At 59.9% G+C, this 19118-nt stretch carries 15 protein-coding genes; 12 read left to right on the forward strand and 3 right to left on the reverse strand.

The features are described 5' to 3' along the window. The first annotated feature begins 182 nt into the window (after positions 1-182). The 3 genes from U1A53_RS15010 (at position 183) to U1A53_RS15020 (ending at position 3230) form a co-directional block, all read left to right on the forward strand. Positions 183-1442 carry a PAS domain-containing protein gene (locus U1A53_RS15010; protein WP_322282156.1) on the forward strand — a complete coding sequence of 420 codons (1260 nt, stop codon included), beginning with the start codon at positions 183-185 and terminating at the stop codon, positions 1440-1442. A gap of 40 nt (positions 1443-1482) precedes the next feature. Then, positions 1483-2193: a response regulator transcription factor gene (locus U1A53_RS15015; RefSeq protein ID WP_322282158.1), complete on the forward strand. Its 711-nt coding sequence runs from the start codon at positions 1483-1485 to the stop codon at positions 2191-2193. Between the two features lie 410 nt (positions 2194-2603). Beyond that, the gene (locus U1A53_RS15020) at positions 2604-3230 is read left to right on the forward strand and encodes a DUF4142 domain-containing protein (RefSeq protein WP_322282160.1); all 627 of its coding nucleotides are present in this window, start codon (positions 2604-2606) and stop codon (positions 3228-3230) included. Positions 3231-3345: 115 nt separating this feature from the next. Here U1A53_RS15020 and U1A53_RS15025 read toward each other — a convergent pair whose 3' ends face one another. Both U1A53_RS15025 and U1A53_RS15030 read right to left on the reverse strand, forming a co-directional pair. After that, positions 3346-3978, reverse strand: a complete 633-nt coding sequence (locus U1A53_RS15025) for a sigma-70 family RNA polymerase sigma factor (protein WP_322282162.1) — start codon at positions 3976-3978, stop codon at positions 3346-3348. Positions 3979-4140: 162 nt separating this feature from the next. Then, entirely contained in the window at positions 4141-4425 is a 285-nt protein-coding gene (locus U1A53_RS15030) for a hypothetical protein (RefSeq protein WP_322282163.1), read from the reverse strand. Between the two features lie 457 nt (positions 4426-4882). Between U1A53_RS15030 and U1A53_RS15035 the strand changes: the two genes are divergently transcribed. From U1A53_RS15035 to nagB, 6 genes are all read left to right on the forward strand, one after another. Next, positions 4883-5197: a hypothetical protein gene (locus U1A53_RS15035; RefSeq protein ID WP_322282165.1), complete on the forward strand. Its 315-nt coding sequence runs from the start codon at positions 4883-4885 to the stop codon at positions 5195-5197. Positions 5198-6328: 1131 nt separating this feature from the next. Beyond that, positions 6329-6982: a hypothetical protein gene (locus U1A53_RS15040; RefSeq protein ID WP_322282166.1), complete on the forward strand. Its 654-nt coding sequence runs from the start codon at positions 6329-6331 to the stop codon at positions 6980-6982. Continuing rightward, positions 6979-7713, forward strand: a complete 735-nt coding sequence (locus U1A53_RS15045; protein WP_322282167.1) for a hypothetical protein — start codon at positions 6979-6981, stop codon at positions 7711-7713. Before U1A53_RS15040 ends, U1A53_RS15045 begins: the two co-directional genes overlap by 4 nt. A gap of 145 nt (positions 7714-7858) precedes the next feature. Then, positions 7859-10543 carry a hypothetical protein gene (locus U1A53_RS15050; RefSeq protein WP_322282169.1) on the forward strand — a complete coding sequence of 895 codons (2685 nt, stop codon included), beginning with the start codon at positions 7859-7861 and terminating at the stop codon, positions 10541-10543. 90 nt (positions 10544-10633) lie between these two features. After that, positions 10634-11536 (forward strand): lipoyl synthase, encoded by a 903-nt coding sequence (gene lipA / locus U1A53_RS15055; RefSeq protein WP_322282171.1) that lies wholly within the window; start codon positions 10634-10636, stop codon positions 11534-11536. Between the two features lie 394 nt (positions 11537-11930). After that, positions 11931-13817 (forward strand): glucosamine-6-phosphate deaminase, encoded by a 1887-nt coding sequence (gene nagB / locus U1A53_RS15060; protein ID WP_322282172.1) that lies wholly within the window; start codon positions 11931-11933, stop codon positions 13815-13817. 10 nt (positions 13818-13827) lie between these two features. On the opposite strand, the gene U1A53_RS15065 is transcribed toward nagB, so the two are convergent. Beyond that, the gene (locus U1A53_RS15065; protein WP_322282174.1) at positions 13828-14307 is read right to left on the reverse strand and encodes a transcriptional repressor; all 480 of its coding nucleotides are present in this window, start codon (positions 14305-14307) and stop codon (positions 13828-13830) included. A 300-nt stretch (positions 14308-14607) separates the two neighbouring features. Here U1A53_RS15065 and U1A53_RS15070 point away from each other — a divergent pair, with 300 nt between their 5' ends. From U1A53_RS15070 to rimO, 3 genes are all read left to right on the forward strand, one after another. Then, positions 14608-15210 (forward strand): hypothetical protein, encoded by a 603-nt coding sequence (locus U1A53_RS15070; protein WP_322282175.1) that lies wholly within the window; start codon positions 14608-14610, stop codon positions 15208-15210. Positions 15211-15242: 32 nt separating this feature from the next. Further along, positions 15243-17270, forward strand: a complete 2028-nt coding sequence (locus U1A53_RS15075) for an ATP-binding protein (protein ID WP_322282176.1) — start codon at positions 15243-15245, stop codon at positions 17268-17270. A 98-nt stretch (positions 17271-17368) separates the two neighbouring features. Continuing rightward, complete coding sequence (gene rimO, locus U1A53_RS15080) at positions 17369-18727, forward strand: 30S ribosomal protein S12 methylthiotransferase RimO (RefSeq protein WP_322282178.1); 1359 nt, start codon at positions 17369-17371, stop codon at positions 18725-18727. The last annotated feature ends 391 nt before the right edge of the window (positions 18728-19118 follow it).

Raw genomic sequence — 19118 nt, forward strand, 5'->3', positions numbered from 1 at the left:
GGAATGAAGCAGCTCTATTACCCCCACGATCTACCGCCATGCTTTGTGGGTCATGAGATTGACTGGTCAGGGCCTCGAGTAGAGGGCATGGAGGCAGTGGCTGCCTGAAGTTGTCCGTGTTGTGCAGTTGGATCGCGCAAGTGCAGTGATGTCGTTGGCGATTCAACGTCGGCCCTATTATCATGAAACCCCGCAAGGTCAGCCTCAGAACCCGACGCACGCGGCAAACTGCGGCTACAGCGACGGAGAAGCACGAGACAGCGGGGACTGTGAAGAACAAGCCTTCCCGGGTGACTGAGGAACAACTACGCCTGATCGATGAATTGCGCGAAAGCGAGACCCGCTTTCACCTGATGGCCGAAATGGTGCCGGTCTTTATCTATACCGCCACCCCAGCAGGAGAGACGGACTACGTCAACCAGCGCCTCATCCATTACACGTGCCTCACTGCGGAGCAGTTGCTGGGCCATGGCTGGGTGCAGGCACTCCATCCCGACGACCGCGAGGAAGCGGTGGAAGGCTGGCGGGAAGCCGTCGAGGCAGGAACCTCCTACCAGTGCGATTTTCGCATCCGCGCCGCCAACGGAACCTACCGTTGGTTTCAAAACATTGCCCAGCCAGTGACAGACGAGCATGGGAGCATCGAAAAATGGTTCGGCTCATGCGCAGACATTGATGATCTCATGCGCGTGCAGTCTGATCTGACCGCAGCCAATGAACGCCTGGAAGAACGCGTCGCCCGGCGCACCGACCAGCTCGTGGAAGCCAACCGGGAGCTGGAGCATGAGTTCGAGAGGCGACAGCGACTGGAGAACGAGATGCTGGAGATCAGTGAGCAGGAGCGCCACACCTTGGGCCAGGACTTGCATGATGGCGTCTGCCAGCATCTCTCCGGCGTGGCCATGATGGCCGCCACTCTGGGGGATGTTTGCGAGCAAAAATACGACTCGGAGACAGCGACCAAGCTCAAAGAGATCACAAAACTAATACACAGTGCGTCAGACCAAGCGCGCAACGTTGCCAGAAGTCTCCATCCTGTGGATGTGGATGCGAACGGCCTCGCCGTCGCCCTGCGGGATCTAGCCGCCCGATATGCCGCCCCCGGCAAGACCAAGTGCCGCTTCCTCTGCAGTGAGCCTGTTCCCATTCATGACAACAAAGTCGCCATGTGCCTGTACCGCATCGTCCAGGATGCCGTGATCAACGCTACCAGGCACATGGCTGCCCGGCGCATCATCATCCACCTCGGCTTCCGGGAGCAGTGCATCATGCTTTCCGTTTCCGATGACGGCAGCAGCATCCCTGAAAGCGAAGACAGCCACCCCGTACTCGGCTTGAAGCTGATGCGTCACCGTGCCAGCTCCATTGGTGCCACGCTCACCATTGAAGGCCGGGGCGGTGGTGGGACGGTGGTAAAATGCAGCTTGCCCGCTCTGGTTTGACGCTGTTTCCTGCTCTTGCGTAAAACCACCCACGACCCTCATGCCGAAAGTCTCTACTGGAGCACATGGAAAGAAGGAACTCCCTGCCGCGGATATGAAACGGCGAGTGCTGATCGTGGACGACCATCCCATCTTCCGCGACGGCATCACCCAGCTCATCAACCACCAGCCGGACCTGCATGTCTGCGGTGGCGTCTGTTCCGCTGCCGAAGCTCTGTCTTCCGTGGAGGAACTCAAACCGGACATGCTTATCGTGGACATTTCCATCCAGGGCACCAACGGCATCGAGTTGATCAAATCCATCCGTGCCCAATACCCTGCGCTGCCGGCCCTCATGCTTTCCTCACATGACGAGAACCTCTATGCCGAGCGGGCGCTGCGTGCTGGAGCCCGGGGGTACATCATGAAGGCCGCTCCATCTGAAAAAGTCGTGGAGGCAATCCGCCGCGTCCTCAGCGGTGCCCTCTATCTCAGCGAAGCCATCGGCGGCCGGCTGCTCGACACTTTTCTCAACGGACGCGTACCCAATGGCAGCGCATCAGCCGTGGAGCAACTCAGTGACCGCGAACTCGAAATCTTCCGCGCCCTCGGGGAAGGCCGCAGCACACGTGAGATTGCCCGGACTCTTTTCCTCAGTGTCAAGACGGTGGAAACCCATCGTGCTCACATCAAGGAAAAGCTCAAGGTCCAAAGCGCCCCCGAATTGATCCGCGCCGCCGTCGAATGGGTCAACGGCGAGGCGAATCTGTAGCCGCAAGGCACGCGCATCCCGCAGACTCTTCCATCCGCAAGATCAGGGCATCCACTTTCTGAGCATTGACCGATCATACCAGTGAACAAGCGGCGAAGGGAAGACCTCCATTCTCTCCGCTCAGGAACCCCCACTCGGCTTGTTCTCAGTCCTGTCCGGCTAGTTGCCGGACAGGACTCTTTTTTCGGAAACTGAAAGATTCCTGCGGCTATAAGCCATCCGTTTTCGCATCTACCGCGATTCTTCCTTTGAGGCGCGAAAAGCAGCTTGACCTGAAATGGACTGAGCAACCGAAGCGCCTTTGGTCCTGGCCGACACGACGTGTTGGTCAGGACTCTTTTTGTGACTGCGGCCGAGAGCATGCACCCGGCTCCTGATTGCTGCATCGGGCAGCCCCACGGCGGCGATGAGTGCCTCAGGTTGTACATCCGCGCCAGACGCAGGAACCGATTCTCAGCACGCAGGAGAAACCTATCCCTATCTCCGCATCAACCACACACAAAAAAAGCACCATGAAAACAAACTCGATAACCTTCGCCATCCTTCTTACCTTCGCAGCCGGAAGCCTGGCGACAATCGCCAATGCAGGCGAAAAGAAATCCAGCCTCAACTCCGCCGATGAAAAATTCATCAAGAAAACCGGCGAAGCAGGAATGGCAGAAGTGAAACTGGCAACTCTGGGAACACAGAAGGCCGAGCGCGCCGACGTGAAGGAATTCGCGACGATGTTAGTCACCGATCATACCAAGGTGAATGAGGAACTCGCCAAGCTGGCTCAAGCGAAGGGAGTCGAACTGTCCGCAGTCATCACTCCGGCTGCGGCCGCGACGTTCCAGAGCTTGGAAAAGGAAAGCGGCAAGGACTTCGACAACACCTTCCTGACGCAGATGGAAAAGTCACACAAGGCCTCCATCGCCGCTTTCGAAGATGCCGGAAAAGACGCTGCCGACAGCGAGGTGAGGTCATGGGCAAGCAATACCCTGCCCACACTGAAGACACACCTGACCAAGGTCCAAGAACTGCAAAAAGTGAAGTAGCCCTTCTTCCTTTCTCTGCCAAGCACCCCACAAAAAACCCGCCTCCTTCGAGGCGGGTTTTTTCGTTCTGCTTGGGGCTCTTCTTCAGGACCACCTGGAGGACAGGCGCCTATGATCAGGCGTATTGCAGGCTGTGGATCACATTCCGTGTGCGGAATGACGACCGGAGTTTTTTCAAGCCGAGTTCCAGCCTTGTTTTCACCGTGCCAAGCGGGGTGTGCGTGGCTTGTGCCACCTCACGTTGGCTCATGCCCTTGAGGAAGGCGAGGTGGATGACCTGCTGCTGATGTGCTGGCAGCCGGCTGAGATGCTGACGCAGGACTCGGCAAATGTCGGCCTGTTCGCAGTCCGCTGCAGCATTCTGGGTGAGCGGGCGCAGCTTGGTCTCATCCTCCAGCCGGTCTTTGGCATTGTTATAGGCCTGGGACCGCCGCAGATGGTCAATCGCCCGGCGTCTGGCCAGTGTGACGATCCATCCCAACGGTCTGCCTTTCGCTGCGGAAAAATGGTCGGCATGGTTCCATATTTCCAGGATGCATTCCTGCAAGACGTCGTCTGCAGCAGCAGCATCGGGGACGATGCGAAGGATCACACTTTTGAGCAGCATCCGGTAGCGCTGGAACAGGGTGTCCATAGCCACTGGGTCGTGCATCTGGATGGCGCACATCAGGTCTTCATCGAGCGGTTGCTTGTCCTGGCTGAGAGCAGTGTTGGACAGTGAGACAGGGTATGTGTGGAATGTTTTCATGGGTTACCACTACGAAACAGCATGTATCTCACAACCCGAGCCAGCCCTGCTCAAATCGTCAGGCGATACCTGATGACACCTGGGTTTAATCAGGGCGTTCACGTTTCGCCAAGACGCCTCTCCTGGCGTCAGCAATGTGCGGCACGGCTTCTTCAGCACCGGCTACTCGGGTGCCGAGCGTGGCGTGGTCACTTGCTTGAGACCTTCAGGAGTGAATTCAGCGTCGGTATAGATCACGCCACGTTTGAGGCGGGAGCCGTCCAAGTCGGTGATAGTGCCCTTTTGCGGACTGCTCACCGTCAGATTGGCGGGAAGGTGAAGGCGGTCATCCGTGACCACACGCGAGGTGTCGATGCGACGTTCCACCTGACCCGAGGCCAGGCATTTCTCCACACGCAGAAGAACTAGACGACGCACGTCCACCCAGCTCATAGGCAGAACGTTCACCGCCGCCGGGTTTGGATTCGAGGATCTGACAGGATACGCGGTTCACGATCTCCGTACCGACGATGCTTTGGTGTTCCCAGGCAAAAAAGTTATCGAGGACATCGGCATAGGACAAGTCACTGCCAAACAACGATTCCTTCATTTGCGTCGAGTCGAGCGTGCGAGGGGTGTCGGGCGGCACAAACACCGCGCCGCTGGATTGATTCGCGGATCCCCGCAGCAGAACCGATTCCCCCCGTTTCCCGCTCGGGTTTGGCACGAAGGACGCGGTGGAGACGGATGGTATGGGTGTCGGTGTTCATGATGGAAGGTCAGATTTCATCGGTATGGCAGCGGTTCGTTCAAAAATAGTTTGTGAGGATTTCAAAGACGTCCACGGCCCAAGGAAGGCGGGGCGCGATATTATAGATGAAACAACGCCGGCACTTGCCCGGATGAAATCCTAACCCCTAAAACCATGAAACGTCATCTTTTGCTTCTTGCCGCGACGAGTTTGGCCTTCAGTTTATCCAGTTGCACCAATCCATCTGGCCGTCCTAGCGTCAACCTCGTCAGTACCGCTCAGGTAGTAAAATCTACTCCTGGCGTCATCGGCCCGCTGTACACGGTCAACGGTGTCGCCTTGGGCCACTACGATCCCAGCCTCTACTCGCCATACCTTTACGACCACCGGGGCTTGTCGCACAACGAATACGCCCGCGTCCAGGCGATCCGGCATAGCAGGGAGGGCAGTGTGCAAGTGGGTCCGATCGTCGCTGCTGATGCCGAATAGGAACGTCTGCGTCTAGCTCGACATGCCCAGCGCCCTGCCAGCGGCAGGGTCGCTGGGCGGCGGTGTTGGCTCGTTAGTTGACGCTGGCTACTATACCCGCCGCTTTCCTCCTCATCCCCCTCGAGTCCCGGCGCATAGTGGCAACCAACGGCAACGCTGAGGGCGTCCCGTTTGAAAGTCGAAGCCGCGTCAGGTTGACTCCGAACAAGTTCTCCGCCCTGCGGGCCATGCTGTGCATGGTCTCAAAGCTGCGCTTTGTCTCGTTACTTCACGGTCCGCAAACTCGGCGGATCAGCTTTCCCTTACTTTCCGAACGCTCCAATGCTCGGGCCACCCACATCCAGCAATAGTTCCCGGCAACCTCGGAGATGCGAAGCTCCTGCGAAACGGGTTAGGAACGCGACTGGCGCGGCGATGTCGCGCGTTTCATGCACTCGAATCGCTCAGAACGCAAGCAGGCAGGTTTCCAGCTTGGCAACGGGTGCGCATGTAAATGAACCCGCAAGCCAACCAATAGAACTGATCGTGCCAGCCTATTTAAAGATTTGAAATCAGGCCAGGTTCCTCCTTCGTCGGGCTTCGCAGTTGATTCACCTGCTCCACGCATTCTCACCCCTTCGGGGCAGTCCTTTGGACTGTCTCAAACACCTCCGCCCCTCGGTGTTTGTCGGTTCCGAACCCTCCTTTGTTGAAGCAGCACCGCAAAGTCACCGCCGTCAGCATCCGCACACTTGTGGCTGCGGTTCGGTCGTGGCACTGGCGACGCTGATAACGGAGCCAAGCGAATCTACTTCTGACTAAACACCCCAACGCCTTGTTGTCTTCGTTCCACTCAGACTACACGGTGTGTGGCCTCCTCCTCCGTCGGCCAGTGGAACATGCCGCTCAGCGCGGCAGGGCGTTCGCCTCGGAGCAGTTGATTCGTCTGCTCCCCGCAGACTTACCCCTGCGGGGCAGTGCTGCGCACTGTCTCAAACGCCTGCATCCTTCGGCGTTTGTGTCCTGATGATGTGACTGAAGCCGATGCCGAGCGGTGGGCGATTTCAACCTTCCTGGTTGAGTTGCGCTGCACGACAGCGAAGGCGAGGCGTTGCGCCGGCCGCGTGCCGCGCTAGCCTGCGGGGTCACCTCATGCTGAACCTGCTCAAAGAAATGCTGCGCTCGCCGGTGCTGGACATCGTCCAGCGCCTGAAGCGTTCCACCGGCATGTCGGTCAACGAACTGAGCGCGGCGATGAAGATGAGCTACATGGGGGTGAAGCAGCATTGCGTGGAATTGGAGAAATCTGGCTTTCTCGACACGTGGCGCCGGCCGAAAGGGGCGGGACGACCTGAAAAATTGTACCGCCTCACGTCCAAAGCGGATGCGCTCTTCCTCGGTTACGGGCCGGCGTTGACGCTGGACATGCTGACGACGGCGGAGCGTGTCTATGGCGAAACCGCCCCGCCCAAGCTGCTCTACACGTATTTTCAGGCCAAAACCGAGGCGCTGGCCCCCAAACTGGCCAAGGCGACCACGGTGGAGGAGCGGGCGAAGCTGCTGGCGCGGCTGCGCAGTGCGGACGGTTGCCTGAGCGCGTGTGAAACGGATGCGCAGGGCCATTTGGTCCTCGTGGAGCATCATCGCCCGCTGCGGGAGCTGGCGAAGCGCTATGACATGGTGGATGAACTCGAATGCGAGATGATCGAGCGTCTGATGGGCTGCGAGGTGCGACGTTCGGTGGAAGAAGTGTCGGGCTTGGTGCGTGTTACTTTTCGAATCAAGACAACAGCGCATCGAGAATGACATCCGGGAACGCAGGCAGGACATTTCAAGGGTTGAGGGCGGCGGCGGTGGCGGGCCTGCTGGCATCCTGTGCGGGCAGTCTGGGCCCGCTCAAACCGGCCTGGCAGCAGGATCCGAATCTTTATCATCACGGCGTGCCCGCGCGTCCGGCGCAATCGACCACGACGCCGCACCTCGTCGCGCGCGTCATTTATGCCGCGCCGGATCAAATCACCCGGCTGGTGGAGCGGCAGGGCGATGTGCCCGACACGCAGCGTGGATTCGCCCGCATGGGCGATGGCACGGTGGACCTCGCCCTGCAGGACGTGGCGACGGGGAAATGGCTCGAATCGCATCTCTGCGGCGGCATCCTGTTTGTTTCCGGCCTGCCGAACCAGGCCTACCGCATCGTGCTGAAGAACCGCAGCCCCATGCCGCTGGATCTCGGCGTGGGTGTCGATGGCAAAAACCTGCCAACCGGAGGCGTCGCCTCATTGCAGCGCGGCGGCCTGCGCCTGGAGCCGCGCGGTACGCTCACGCTGGATCATGCCGCCCACGGGCCGCTGCTGTTCAAAGCGGTGAAGGGTGACGGGGTGTTGTTTGATTCCAGCCCGCAGGGCCGCAGCGGCTTGATTCAGATCGCGGTGTTCCTCGCCGCCGATGCGCCGAGCTTCGGGCCGGAAAAAATGCGCCCCGGCCAGATCGCTCCGCTGGGTCTGTTGCCCGTCGGCGCGCCGGAGCAGTACCGGTAAGTTGAGAGTCGGGAGTTGATGGTTGATAGCCCTGAGACCGGGAGGCTTGGCCCGACCCATCAACAATCAACAACTTAGCATCAACTCGTTCCACCTGGCTTGCCGCTTGTGAGATCGGGCACGTTGGTTCACATTGCTCACGTTCATGTTTCGCTTCCTGCGCCGCCTTCTGCTGTTCCTGGCCGCCAGCTCCGTGCTGGCGGGCGGCATTTATTTGAACACGGCCACGTTTCGCGGGCAATGGCACGGGTTTGTCATCAGCGAGCTGGCGCAGCACGGCGTGCATCTGGATTTCGAGCATCTCTCGGTGAATCCTTTCGGCGGGCTGGTGACGCGTGGCGTGCGGGTGTACAATGACGCCAGCAAAAAGCATCTCATCGCGGCGGTGGACCGGCTGAACCTGGACGTGGACTTCGGCAGCCTGATCGAAGGCAGAGTCAAGATTGACGCGCTGGAGCTGCTGCATGCGAGCGTGGCGCTGCCGGTGGATCCCGAGCGGCCGGAGCTGACGGTGGTGGAGCTGAATGATCTCAGCGCACGGGCGTTTCTCAAGGAACGGCAGTTGGACATCCGGCATGCGGAGGGACTGCTCTCCGGCGGGCTGCACATCTCGATCAGCGGCATGCTGCAACTGCCGGAACCGCGGCAGGATCAGCCGGGATCGAGCGCGAAGGAGCGCCTGAGCGTGATGCGCGAGCACCGCGTGCAGATTCAACGCGGGCTGGACTGGCTGGCACGGTTTCATGCGCCGCATGCGCCCAGTCTGCGGGTGAAGGTGGCCGGCGCGCTGGACCGGCCGCAGGAGATCAAAGCGGAGCTGCTGTTTCAGGCGGAGGAACTGCAATTTGAGGACTATCTCTGGAAAGAGCTCGTCGCGGAGGCGGAGTATGACGGCGGCTTCATTGATCTGCGGCGGCTGCATCTGCGCGATCATCTCGGCACGCTCGATGCCACGGCCACCTGGCGCATGGGCGCGGACAAGGTGCGCTTCCGGCTCACTTCGAGCGCCGACCTGCCGGGGCTGGCGCGTGCGTTCTTTGACAACGATCAACTGCGCGAGGTGGTGTTCTATGAGGCGCCGCAACTGGCGTTGGAGGGCAGTTTGTACGTAGGGCCCACCAAGCCGGAGGGTTTCCTTCCCGCCGAGGTGACCGGCAGGCTGGACTGCGGACGCTTCGGCAGCCGTGGCGAAATTTTCAACTCTCTGAGCCTGAGCCTCGGCACCACGCCGGAAGGGGTTTTTGTGCGCGATGCGCTGCTCAAGCACAAGACGGGCACGCTCGCGCTGAATCTGATGAACCACCGCGTGCAGGGCTTCAAATACGACCTCGTGCTGCGCATGGACCCGAATGTGTTTCTGCCTTTCGTGCCGCTGCCGAAGACGCGCGAGATCATCCAGCGCTTCGGCTTCGATGACAACTCGCACATCGACGTCCACCTGGTCTGCGCCGGCCCATCGCCCAATCTGCGCGTGTGCCCCAGCTCCGGCCACGGCGTGCTGCGCAACTTCCGCTACAAGGACGTGCCGTTTGAATCGGTGGAGCTGGATCTGGCGCTGCTCGGCGACATCCAGAACTACTCCAACGTACGCGCACAACGCGCGGACGGGCCGGTGGAGGCGGAGCTTGTATTCGTCAACGATGCTGACGATGCCAAATGGCTGCGGCTCATCAACGTTCATGCCGAAGCTGACGCGGCCGGCGTCGTGCGCGCCTTCGCACCGAAGGTGGCGGACCAGATCGCGCGCTACCGCTTTTCCGCCGGAACGGAGGTGACCGTCAACGGCACGATCGGCTACAAGGCCAACCCGCAGTTCAACGACTACAAGGTCGCCTTCAAAAATCCGGTGGGCGGCGCGCATTACGTCCTCTGGAACGAGGACTATCCCATCAACGCGCCCTATGGAGACATCCGCATCCTCGGTGACGTGCTGAACTTCGACATCAATGGGCGGCTGTTTGGCGACACCCTGCGCGCGAAGGGCGCGGTGAATCTGGCGCCGAACGTGAAGAACTATGACGTCGAGGTGCGGGCCGGGCGCTTCCCTTATGGTGTGTTTGGCAAAAAACTGCCGTTTGAGGAGGTCCGGGCTGATGTTCACAACCGCGACGGCACCGTGCGCTTCGATGTCGCGGCGGATGTGCTCGGCGGCGGCATGACCTTGAAGGGCAGTTTGAACGAAGACCGCGAACCCAACCCCTACGACGGCGAATTGCGCATGAACTCGCTCAGCTACCAGCGCTTCGCCCAGGTGTACTCGCCCGGCAATGAAAGCATCGGTGACATTTCCGGGTATTTCAAATTCACCGGCCGCATGAATGACTGGAAGGCGCTCAAGGGTGGTGGCGCGCTCCTCATTGTGAACGGCAACCTGCTGGCACTACCGGTGCTCGGCCCCCTCACCCCCGTCCTCGGTGCCTTTCTGCCCTCGCCGATCAAGGGCTACAACGTCGCCAAGAAGGCGGACTGCACCTTCGAGGTGTCGGATGGCTTCATCGTCACTGAAAACATCGAGGTCGAGTCCAGCTCCTTTCGCGTCGTCAGCCGCGGCAACATCGACTTCATTCGTGACGACATTGACTTCAACGCCGAGGCGCGCTTGCGCGGCCTCGGCATTCTGCTGTTTCCAGTGACCCAGCTTCTTGGCTTCAAAGGCTCCGGCACCATTGGCGACACCAAATGGCACCCGCGCATCTTTGGCGGTGGCAACAAGGACGAGCGCAAGCCGCCCACTGAGAAGGAACTGCTCGAAGCCCAAAAGATTCGTGGCAGCCCCGTCAAACCGAAGACCGACGCCGCCCCGCCGAGAAAGCCACTGTTTGGGAACTGAGGCGGGCAGAGGCTGCGTTTGCCAGAACGTGGAGGGCTGGAGGCTTGCAATCGCCCTCAATTGGGCCATTCATAAAACCGCCCCCGCCCCATGACCCCCAAGATCGACCCCGCCCTGCATCGTGACAAGAAACCGGACTGGATCCGCGTGACTTTGCCGCGTGATCCGAAGTTCTGGAGCACGAAGGGGCTGATCACGGACCTGAAACTGCACACCGTCTGTGAGGAGGCGCAATGCCCGAACCGCTGGGAGTGCTGGAGCCAGGGGACGGCGACCTTCATGATCGCCGGGGATCGTTGCACGCGTGCCTGTGGCTTTTGTGCGGTCAAAACGGCCAAACCGTTCGCGCTGGAGGCGGATGAGCCGCAACGCGTGGCCGAGGCGACGAAACGCATGGGCCTGAATCACATCGTGATCACCGCCGTGGCGCGGGATGATGTGAAGGACGGCGGCGCGGAGCATTTTGCGCGGACGATTGAAGCAGTGCGTGAGGCGGTGCCGACGATCACGATTGAGATCCTGGTGCCCGACTTCAACGGCAAGGACGACGCGCTGGAGGTGGTGATGAAGGCCCGTCCGCACATCTTCAATCACAATCTGGAAACCGTGGAGCGTCTGACGCCGCTGGTGCGCAGCCGGGCGATGTATCATCGCAGCCTGCACGTGCTGAAGCGCGCGAAGGCGATGGCGGAGGAGTTGGGCACGAAATGCGCCACGAAGAGCGGCCTCATGCTTGGCCTGGGCGAGACGGAGACGGAGCTGTTTCAGGCGATGGACGATTTGCGCGAGCATGACGTGACGGTTTTGACACTGGGCCAGTATCTGCGCCCTTCCGCGCAGCATCTGCCGGTGATCGAGTACATCCACCCGGACACGTTTGAGAACTACAAGCAGATCGCGCTGAAGAAGGGCTTCCGCCATGTGGCGAGCGCTCCGCTGGTGCGCAGCTCGTATCACGCGTCGGATTTCAAGCCGGAGCTGGATTTGGAGTGAAGCTACGTGGCTCGAACATTGATCACTCAATGGATATATCACTATGTGGCCGTTTAAAAAAAGAAACAGAGTGATCATCAAGGGACTGGGAAGAGCTGGAGTTCAGTATTCCGAAGCAGACAAAGTGTTGCATATTAACGCAGAATTTTCTTCGACTCCCTTAACCGTCGTTATCGACGGCAAATCCAAGTTTAAATGCAAGCCAGGATGCAGTGAGGAGAATATTTCTGATGCTGAACGAGAGTTGATTTTGATCAGGGTCGTCGATCATTTTGAGGGGCTTGGTTACATTGTGGATCTGAGACGATGAGTCATCGAGATTGAGGATCGGTGGAAAGCGGAGTTGCAGAGCGGGTGTTCCGGTTCTTCTTCGGAGCACTCCCAACCAACCACCATGCCCATCCGTCCTCCCGCCGAAGCCTACGAGAAGGTTCCCACCGTCATTTTTCCTGATTCCGCGAAGGCGGCCCAAACGCTGGCGCAGGAAGTGAAACAACTGATCGAGACGAAGAACAAGGCCGGCAAGCCCGCCGTGCTCGGCATGGCGACAGGATCGACGCCGGTGCCGTTTTATCGCGAACTGATCCGCCTGCACAAGGAAGAAGGACTGAGCTTCAAGAACGTCGTCACCTTCAATCTCGATGAGTATTACGGCCTGAGCGCGGAGCATCCTGAGAGCTACGCGAAGTTCATGGCAGAGCAGTTGTTTGATCACATCGACATCCCGAAGGCGAACGTCAATCTTCCGAGTGGCACGGTGCCGGGGGATCAGGTGTTCAATCACTGCCGCCAGTATGAGGAGAAGATCCATAGCATGGGCGGCATTGATTTGCAGATCCTCGGCATCGGGCGAACGGGCCACATCGGCTTCAACGAACCGGGTTCCAGCCGCGACTCGCTCACTCGCCGCATCACGCTGGACCGCGTGACGCGCCAGGACGCGGCGAGCGACTTCCGTGGTGAACAGAACGTGCCGCATTTTGCGATCACGATGGGGGTGGGTTCGATTTTGCGGGCGAAGAAGCTCGTGCTGATGGCTTGGGGAGAAAACAAGGCCGTGATGGTGGCCAAGGCCGTCGAAGGACCGATGACGGAGGCGATTTCGGCCTCGTTCCTGCAGGATCATGCAGATGCGCGGTTTTTCATCGACAGCGGTGCTTCCCGCGAACTCACGCGCATCAAGCTGCCCTGGCTCGTCGGTCCCGCCTCCTGGACGCCGCGTGAGACGCGCCGTGCGATGGTGTGGCAGGCGTTCAAGATCAAGCGGCCGATTTTGAAGCTCATTGATGAGCACTACAACGAGAACGGCCTCTCCGACCTGCTTTCAGAGCAAGGTCCGGCCTATCAGCTCAACATCCGCATCTTCAACCAGCTCCAGCACACGATCACTGGCTGGCCGGGCGGCAAGCCCGACGAGGATGACACGTATCGTCCCGAGCGTGCGCGTCCGTATCCAAAGCGCTGCCTGATTTTCAGCCCGGAGCCGCAGGACGCGGTGGTGGGCATGGGGGGAACGATCGATCGAATCGTCGAGCAGGGCCACGATGTACGCTTGATCGCCCTGACCTCTGGTAGTTTGCGCGTGCCGGACAGCGAGGCGGACAAATTTGCCGAAACGCTGCTGGAACTGGCATCGAACGCCGCCAAGCCGGATGCTTGGGGCCCGCAGGTGGCATACGCGCGCGAGGCGCTGGCTTTGCTGGAGGCGAAGGGTGAGTTTGGTGAAGATCCGCCGCTGCTGCGCCAGCTTAAAGGACTGATTTTGCGCGGTGAATTGCGCGATGCGGCGCACACCGTGGGTCTGGCTGGAGACCGTGTCACGTTTCTAGATCTGCCGTTTTACGAGCATGGTCGCTACCGCCGCTTCAATAGCACTCAGGCGGATGTCGATGCTCTTGCCCGTCTGCTGCTGGATCACAAACCGCATCAGATTTACATCACGGGCGATGCAGCCGACCCTTCGAGCGTTTCGGGCATCTGCTTCCGCTTGTTGGTGACGGCACTGCAAGCCTGCGCGGGCGAGGAGTTCGCCGGTTCATGCAGCGTATGGCTGTATCGCGGCAAGGAGCGTCCGCTGGAGCCGCACGAGATCGACATGGCGATTCCGATGAGTCCGTTGCAAATCGAGCGCAAGGCGAACGCCATCTCACGCTACGGGGCGCTGTCATCGCTGGAAAGAGAAGGGCCGGAGACGAACCGGGAAAACGCACGTCTCTACGATGCGCTGGGCCTGGCCGAGTACGAGGCCATTGAAACATTCCAGCGCTGGCGCAGGGCGTGACGGCCTGGTCTCAGCCTGCGGTGACCAGCTTGGCGTCGCGATACTTGCATTTGCCGAGGCGGCTCAGCTCATCGCAGTGTGCTTCGATGCGCATGCTTTTCATGCTGGGCTGGAATCCAAGCCGGCGGGTGATGCAATCATGCAGCAGGGCGGTGTGCTCATCCTCAAATTCCACCACCCGGTCGCAATCGAGGCAGATCAGGTGGTTGTGCTGTGGCTTGTCGAGGAAGTTCGGGTCGTAATAGGTCTGGTCGCGCCCGAGATCGACCTCGCGGAGCAGTCCGCACTCCACCAGTAGCGTCAAGGTACGATAGACGGTGGCCCGCGAAACGGTGATGTCGAGCTTGCGGGCTTTTTCGAGGAGTTCCTCGGCTTTGAAGTGATCGTCGGTGGCGAAGGCCGCCTCCACAATGACATCGCGCTGCTTGGTGCGGCGCAGGCCCTGGCTGGCCAGATGCGCCTCCAGACGTTGAATGATACGTTCGTCCATGTGACGGCGAGGTTAGACAAGGCAGGCATCTGGTGCAAGGAGGCGCTTCTGAGACCGCAAATGAATTGGGCTCTTTTGATTTAGGGCTGAGCCGTGGAGAAGTTCCTCATAAATAGCATTTTGAAATGATTATAAAATATTGTAATTCAATGGAATGAGGTGAGATGAAGGGGCCATCTTCGGGGTAAACGAACTAGAGAACCGACAATACAAGGTGAAGGCATATTCAAATAAAATTCAAATAATTATGGATTTTATTGTTAATATTGTTAAAATTACACAGACTGCCTGATTCCCAGCATGCCTTTACCATTCTCATTCTTTACACAACGCCAAGGTTCTGAGGCCGAAACGCCACTAGGAACCCCTGATATTTCCGTTGCTGAGAAGGTCATGAACCTCGCGCCCGAGCATGTCAGCACTGAACCCCTGCTGGGAACACCAGGAAACACCTTTACTCCGCCAGTGCTCGGTGCCGCACCACGTGCAAACCCGGACTACCCGCAACTGCCCCCCGCTCCTTCGCCGAATCAACGTTTTACTGGAAGCCTGGGGGATGTCCCATCAACCGAGTTTCAGATGGCGACGCTGCATCTTCCTCCCACCCCGATGCAGCCATCCGTCAAAGCGACCACTCCTTCAGGGCAAGAGTGGGCGGCTCAGATCGAACAGTTGCGCAATGACGTGTTCGGCATCGCCATGAGTGTCAGTGCCTTGAATGACCGGCTTGATCGTCTGGAGCAACGGACACCCCCAGGCGGTCAGTCTGTGCAGGCGGGCATCGCCACCTTGCGCGGTGAAATCGAAACTTGGTTGGAAAACCACCTCAACTCGGCCGTCGAGCACTGCATGCAGCGCGTCATGAGCCGCACGAATTCTCCTGTCACCCATCCCACGAACTGACCTGCCTCCCAACCAACCGACCTCTTCACGCCATGAACTCCCTGCGACTACGCATCCTGTTCCCACTCTGGCTCTTCGGCTTTTTGCCGGCCATGGGAGCCACCCGCATGATGGGCCAGCCTCTCGACTGGTTCTTCGGCCTCACGGGCATTCTGCTCGGTGGCGGCGTTTTCCTTGCCGCCTACCTGATCTCTGGCTGGCTGCTCAAACCGACGACGGCCGTCATGAAGGGGACCACCGCAGTTCTGCGCGGCGTTCCTCCTGACGCGCAGTCCGCCGAATGGCTGCCCTCTGACTTCTGGAAGCTGCGCTGCGACATCAACATGATCTTTGCCAAGCAGCGCCAGGCGCTCAATGCCGCCGAGCAGCACGCCTGCCAGACCGCCCAGCGCCTGCTCAATGCTGAGCGCCTGCTGCGCGAAGCATTCACCGCCCTCCAGGGCTTGTTCGCCGCCAGTGATGAAGGCGTCCTCGTGGTCGATGCCCAGGGCTCCATCATCGCTTCGAACGCCAAGCTCGATGACTTCCTTGGCAAGCCGGTCGAAGAAGTCGCCGGACGTGATGCTTCACGCCTGCTCAACGCCCTGATGGAACGCTTCCAGGAAAAAGCCGCCATCTCCGTCTGGATCGAAAAAACCGCCGCCAGTCTGGAAGGGCAGGATGAAATGCCCCCTCTCATGACCAGTGATGGCCGGGTCTTCTCCCTCCGCTCCAGCCCGATGCGCACCGACGTCGGCGAAGTGATCGGGCGCATCTGGATCGTCAAAGACCGCTCCGAAATGCGCGTGCTGGAGAACCAGCTCCGCGAATCGCAGAAGATGGGCACCATCGGCCAGCTCGCTGGCGGCATCGCCCACGACTTCAACAACCTTCTCACCGCTATCCGTGGCAACCTCACGCTCGCCGAACTCACTCCGGCTTCCAACCAGGCCGGTGTGCGTGACAAACTGCAGAACGCCAACCACGCCACCACGCGTGCCGCCGAACTCGTCAAATCCCTCCTCGGCTACTCACGCCGCAGCACTGGCACGTCTATTCGCAAGACCACCAATCTCAAGCGCCTGCTCGCCGACGTGCAGAACCTCCTCAAACACAGCGTCGATCCGCGTGTCACGATTCAAATGCGCGGCGGCATGGACGCCTCCTACGTCACGGCGGATGCCACCCAGATCGAGCAGGTCATGCTCAATCTCTGCCTCAACGCCCGCGATGCGATGCCCGCCGATCAAGGTGTCATTGAGATCGCTGTCGAAAACGTCACGCATCGCATGCCTGGCAGGGCAAACGGTTCCGCGAACAGCGCCGACGAGGCATCTGACTTCGTCATGCTCGTCGTGCGTGACAACGGCCATGGCATCTCCGAGGAGCACCGCTGCCGCATTTTTGAGCCCTTCTTCACCACCAGATCCAAAACCACCGGCACCGGCCTCGGCCTTTCCACCGCGCAGGACATCGTGCGTGAGCACGGCGGCTGGATCGAGTTCGACAGCGAAGTCGGCCGCGGCAGCGAATTCCGCGTCTTCCTGCCCCGTGTGCTGAATCCCGACCAGGTCGAGGAGGAAACACCCATCGAAAACAACAGTACCGCCACCGCCGCTCCCGCTGGCAACCAGACCACGATTCTTGTCGTCGATGACGAAGCTCCCGTGCGCTCCATCGCCATGAACATGCTCGGCTTCCTCGGCTACCGCGTCCTGGAGGCTGGCGACGGTCAGCAGGCGCTCGACATCCTCCTGCGTGGCAATGAAAAAATCGACGCCGTCCTGCTCGACATCTACATGCCCAAGCTCTCAGGCCGCGACACCTTCAAGGAATTGCGTGCGGTCGGCAACTGCGTGCCCGTCGTCGTCTGTAGCGGTTTCGTCATCGACCCCGATGAGTTCATGATCCTCAGCCAAGGCCATCCGCCTCCCGTGGACATCATGCTCAAGCCCTACTCGCTCGACGGCCTCAGCAAGGCGCTCGCCAAGGCGGTGCAGAAACCCCAGGATCGCGAACCCTCCTTCGATCTCACCGCCAGCCGCGCCCAAATGGCACAGGCACCGATGCTCGTCTCCTGATCAGGGCCGGAAAGCGGCGAACCGCGAACAGTGGACCGCCCTCCGGTGGCCATCTTTCCCCTTTTCGATTGCCGCAAAGGCGCTACCATCCGCGCCCCATGATCAAAGTCGGCCTCGTCTCCCTCGGTTGCGCGAAAAACCTCATCGACTCGGAAATCATGATCGGCCACCTTCAGCAGGCGGGCATGGTCATGACGCCTGAGCCGGACTTGGCCGATGTCCTCATCGTGAACACCTGCTCCTTCATCGACATGGCCAAAAAGGAAAGTGTCGGCGCCGTGCATGACGCGGTGGACCAGCGTGCCGGCTCCAAGAAGCGGGCGCGGCAGAAGATCATCGTCGCCGGCTGCCTCTCGCAGCGCTTCTCGCAGGAACTGCCCGGACTCATGCCCGAAGTGGATGCGTTCATCGGTCTCGATCAGATCACGCAGGTCGCCCCGATCATTCAGCGGCTCGTTGGCATCCAAGAGCACACGCAGGAGAACCTCGTCACCCGCCAGCCGCAGTACATCCCCGATTACGACACGCCGCGCTTCCGCCTCACGCCAAACCACATGGCCTACATCAAGATTGCTGAAGGCTGCAACCATCCCTGCTCCTTCTGCATCATCCCGCGCATCCGTGGTCGCCACCGCAGCCGCACCCAGGAAAGCATCGTCAAAGAGGCCAAACAGCTCGTCGCCGCCGGCGTGAAGGAGATCAACCTCATCTCCCAGGACACCACCTACTTCGGCATGGACAAGTGGACCGAAGAACGCCCCAAGCCCCGCAGCGGTGTCGATTCCTCGAAGGGCGAATCGCTTTCCACGCTCATTCGTGAGCTCAACAAGATCAAAGGCGACTTCTGGATCCGCCTCCTCTACACCCACCCCGCGCATTGGAGTGATGACCTTATCAAAGCCATCGCCGAAAGCCCCAAGGTTGCCCGCTACATCGACATGCCGCTGCAGCACATCAGCGACAACATGCTCAGCCTCATGAAGCGCGAGACCGACGGTGCTTACATCCGCGATCTCATCAAGCGCATCCGCGCTGGCATCCCCGGCATCGCCATCCGCACCACCTTCATCGTCGGCTTCCCCGGCGAGACCGAGGCCGACTTCAACGAGCTGCTTCAGTTCATCGAAGACACCAAGTTCGAGCGCGCCGGCGTCTTCAACTACTCCCGCGAAGAAGACACCCGTGCCGCCAAGATGGAAGATCAGATCCATCACATGACCCGCAAAGCCCGCTGGAACGAGGCCATGCGCGCCATTCAGCGCAGCATCGAAGGCTTCAACGTCAGCCAGGTCGGCAAAAAAATGCGCGTCCTCGTCGAGGAACCCGGCGTCGCCCGCAGCGAGATCGACGCCCCCGACATCGACACCAGCGTCTTCGTGAACAAGAAGCTCCCCGTCGGCCAGTTCGCCGAAGTCACCGTCAAAGAATGGCGCGGCTACGATCTCGTCGCGGCGTGAGGCTACATTGTGGGCACCTCGAATGACGCGAAGGCTGAGCGGACAACGACATGGGTCGATGATTGACAGAGGGAGGCTGCGCAGGTTAGCCTCACGGCCATGCCCAGGCACAACGTGAGGTCTCTTATCTTCGGTCTTTGCATGGCGGCTTCTGTTGCCGTGGCCCAGGCTCCGCACACACCCAAGGCCGGGTCGGCGGAGAGGCAGGCCATCTGTGCGCCATTTTTGTCAGCCAGTTGCAGCCTGACCCGAATGGCACTGAATTAAGGCCCATTTGGGATGAAAAACGAGCATGGTTTTCGTGTGTCGTTTCGTTGAAGATCAATGGCTGCGCACACGAAGTTCTTCCCCGCGTTTAACCGGCATCTTTTCGGGCGTCCGCCAGTTGGCA

The sequence above is a fragment of the Prosthecobacter sp. genome, from assembly GCF_034366625.1.
In the GTDB taxonomy this organism is placed as follows: Bacteria; Verrucomicrobiota; Verrucomicrobiia; order Verrucomicrobiales; family Verrucomicrobiaceae; genus Prosthecobacter.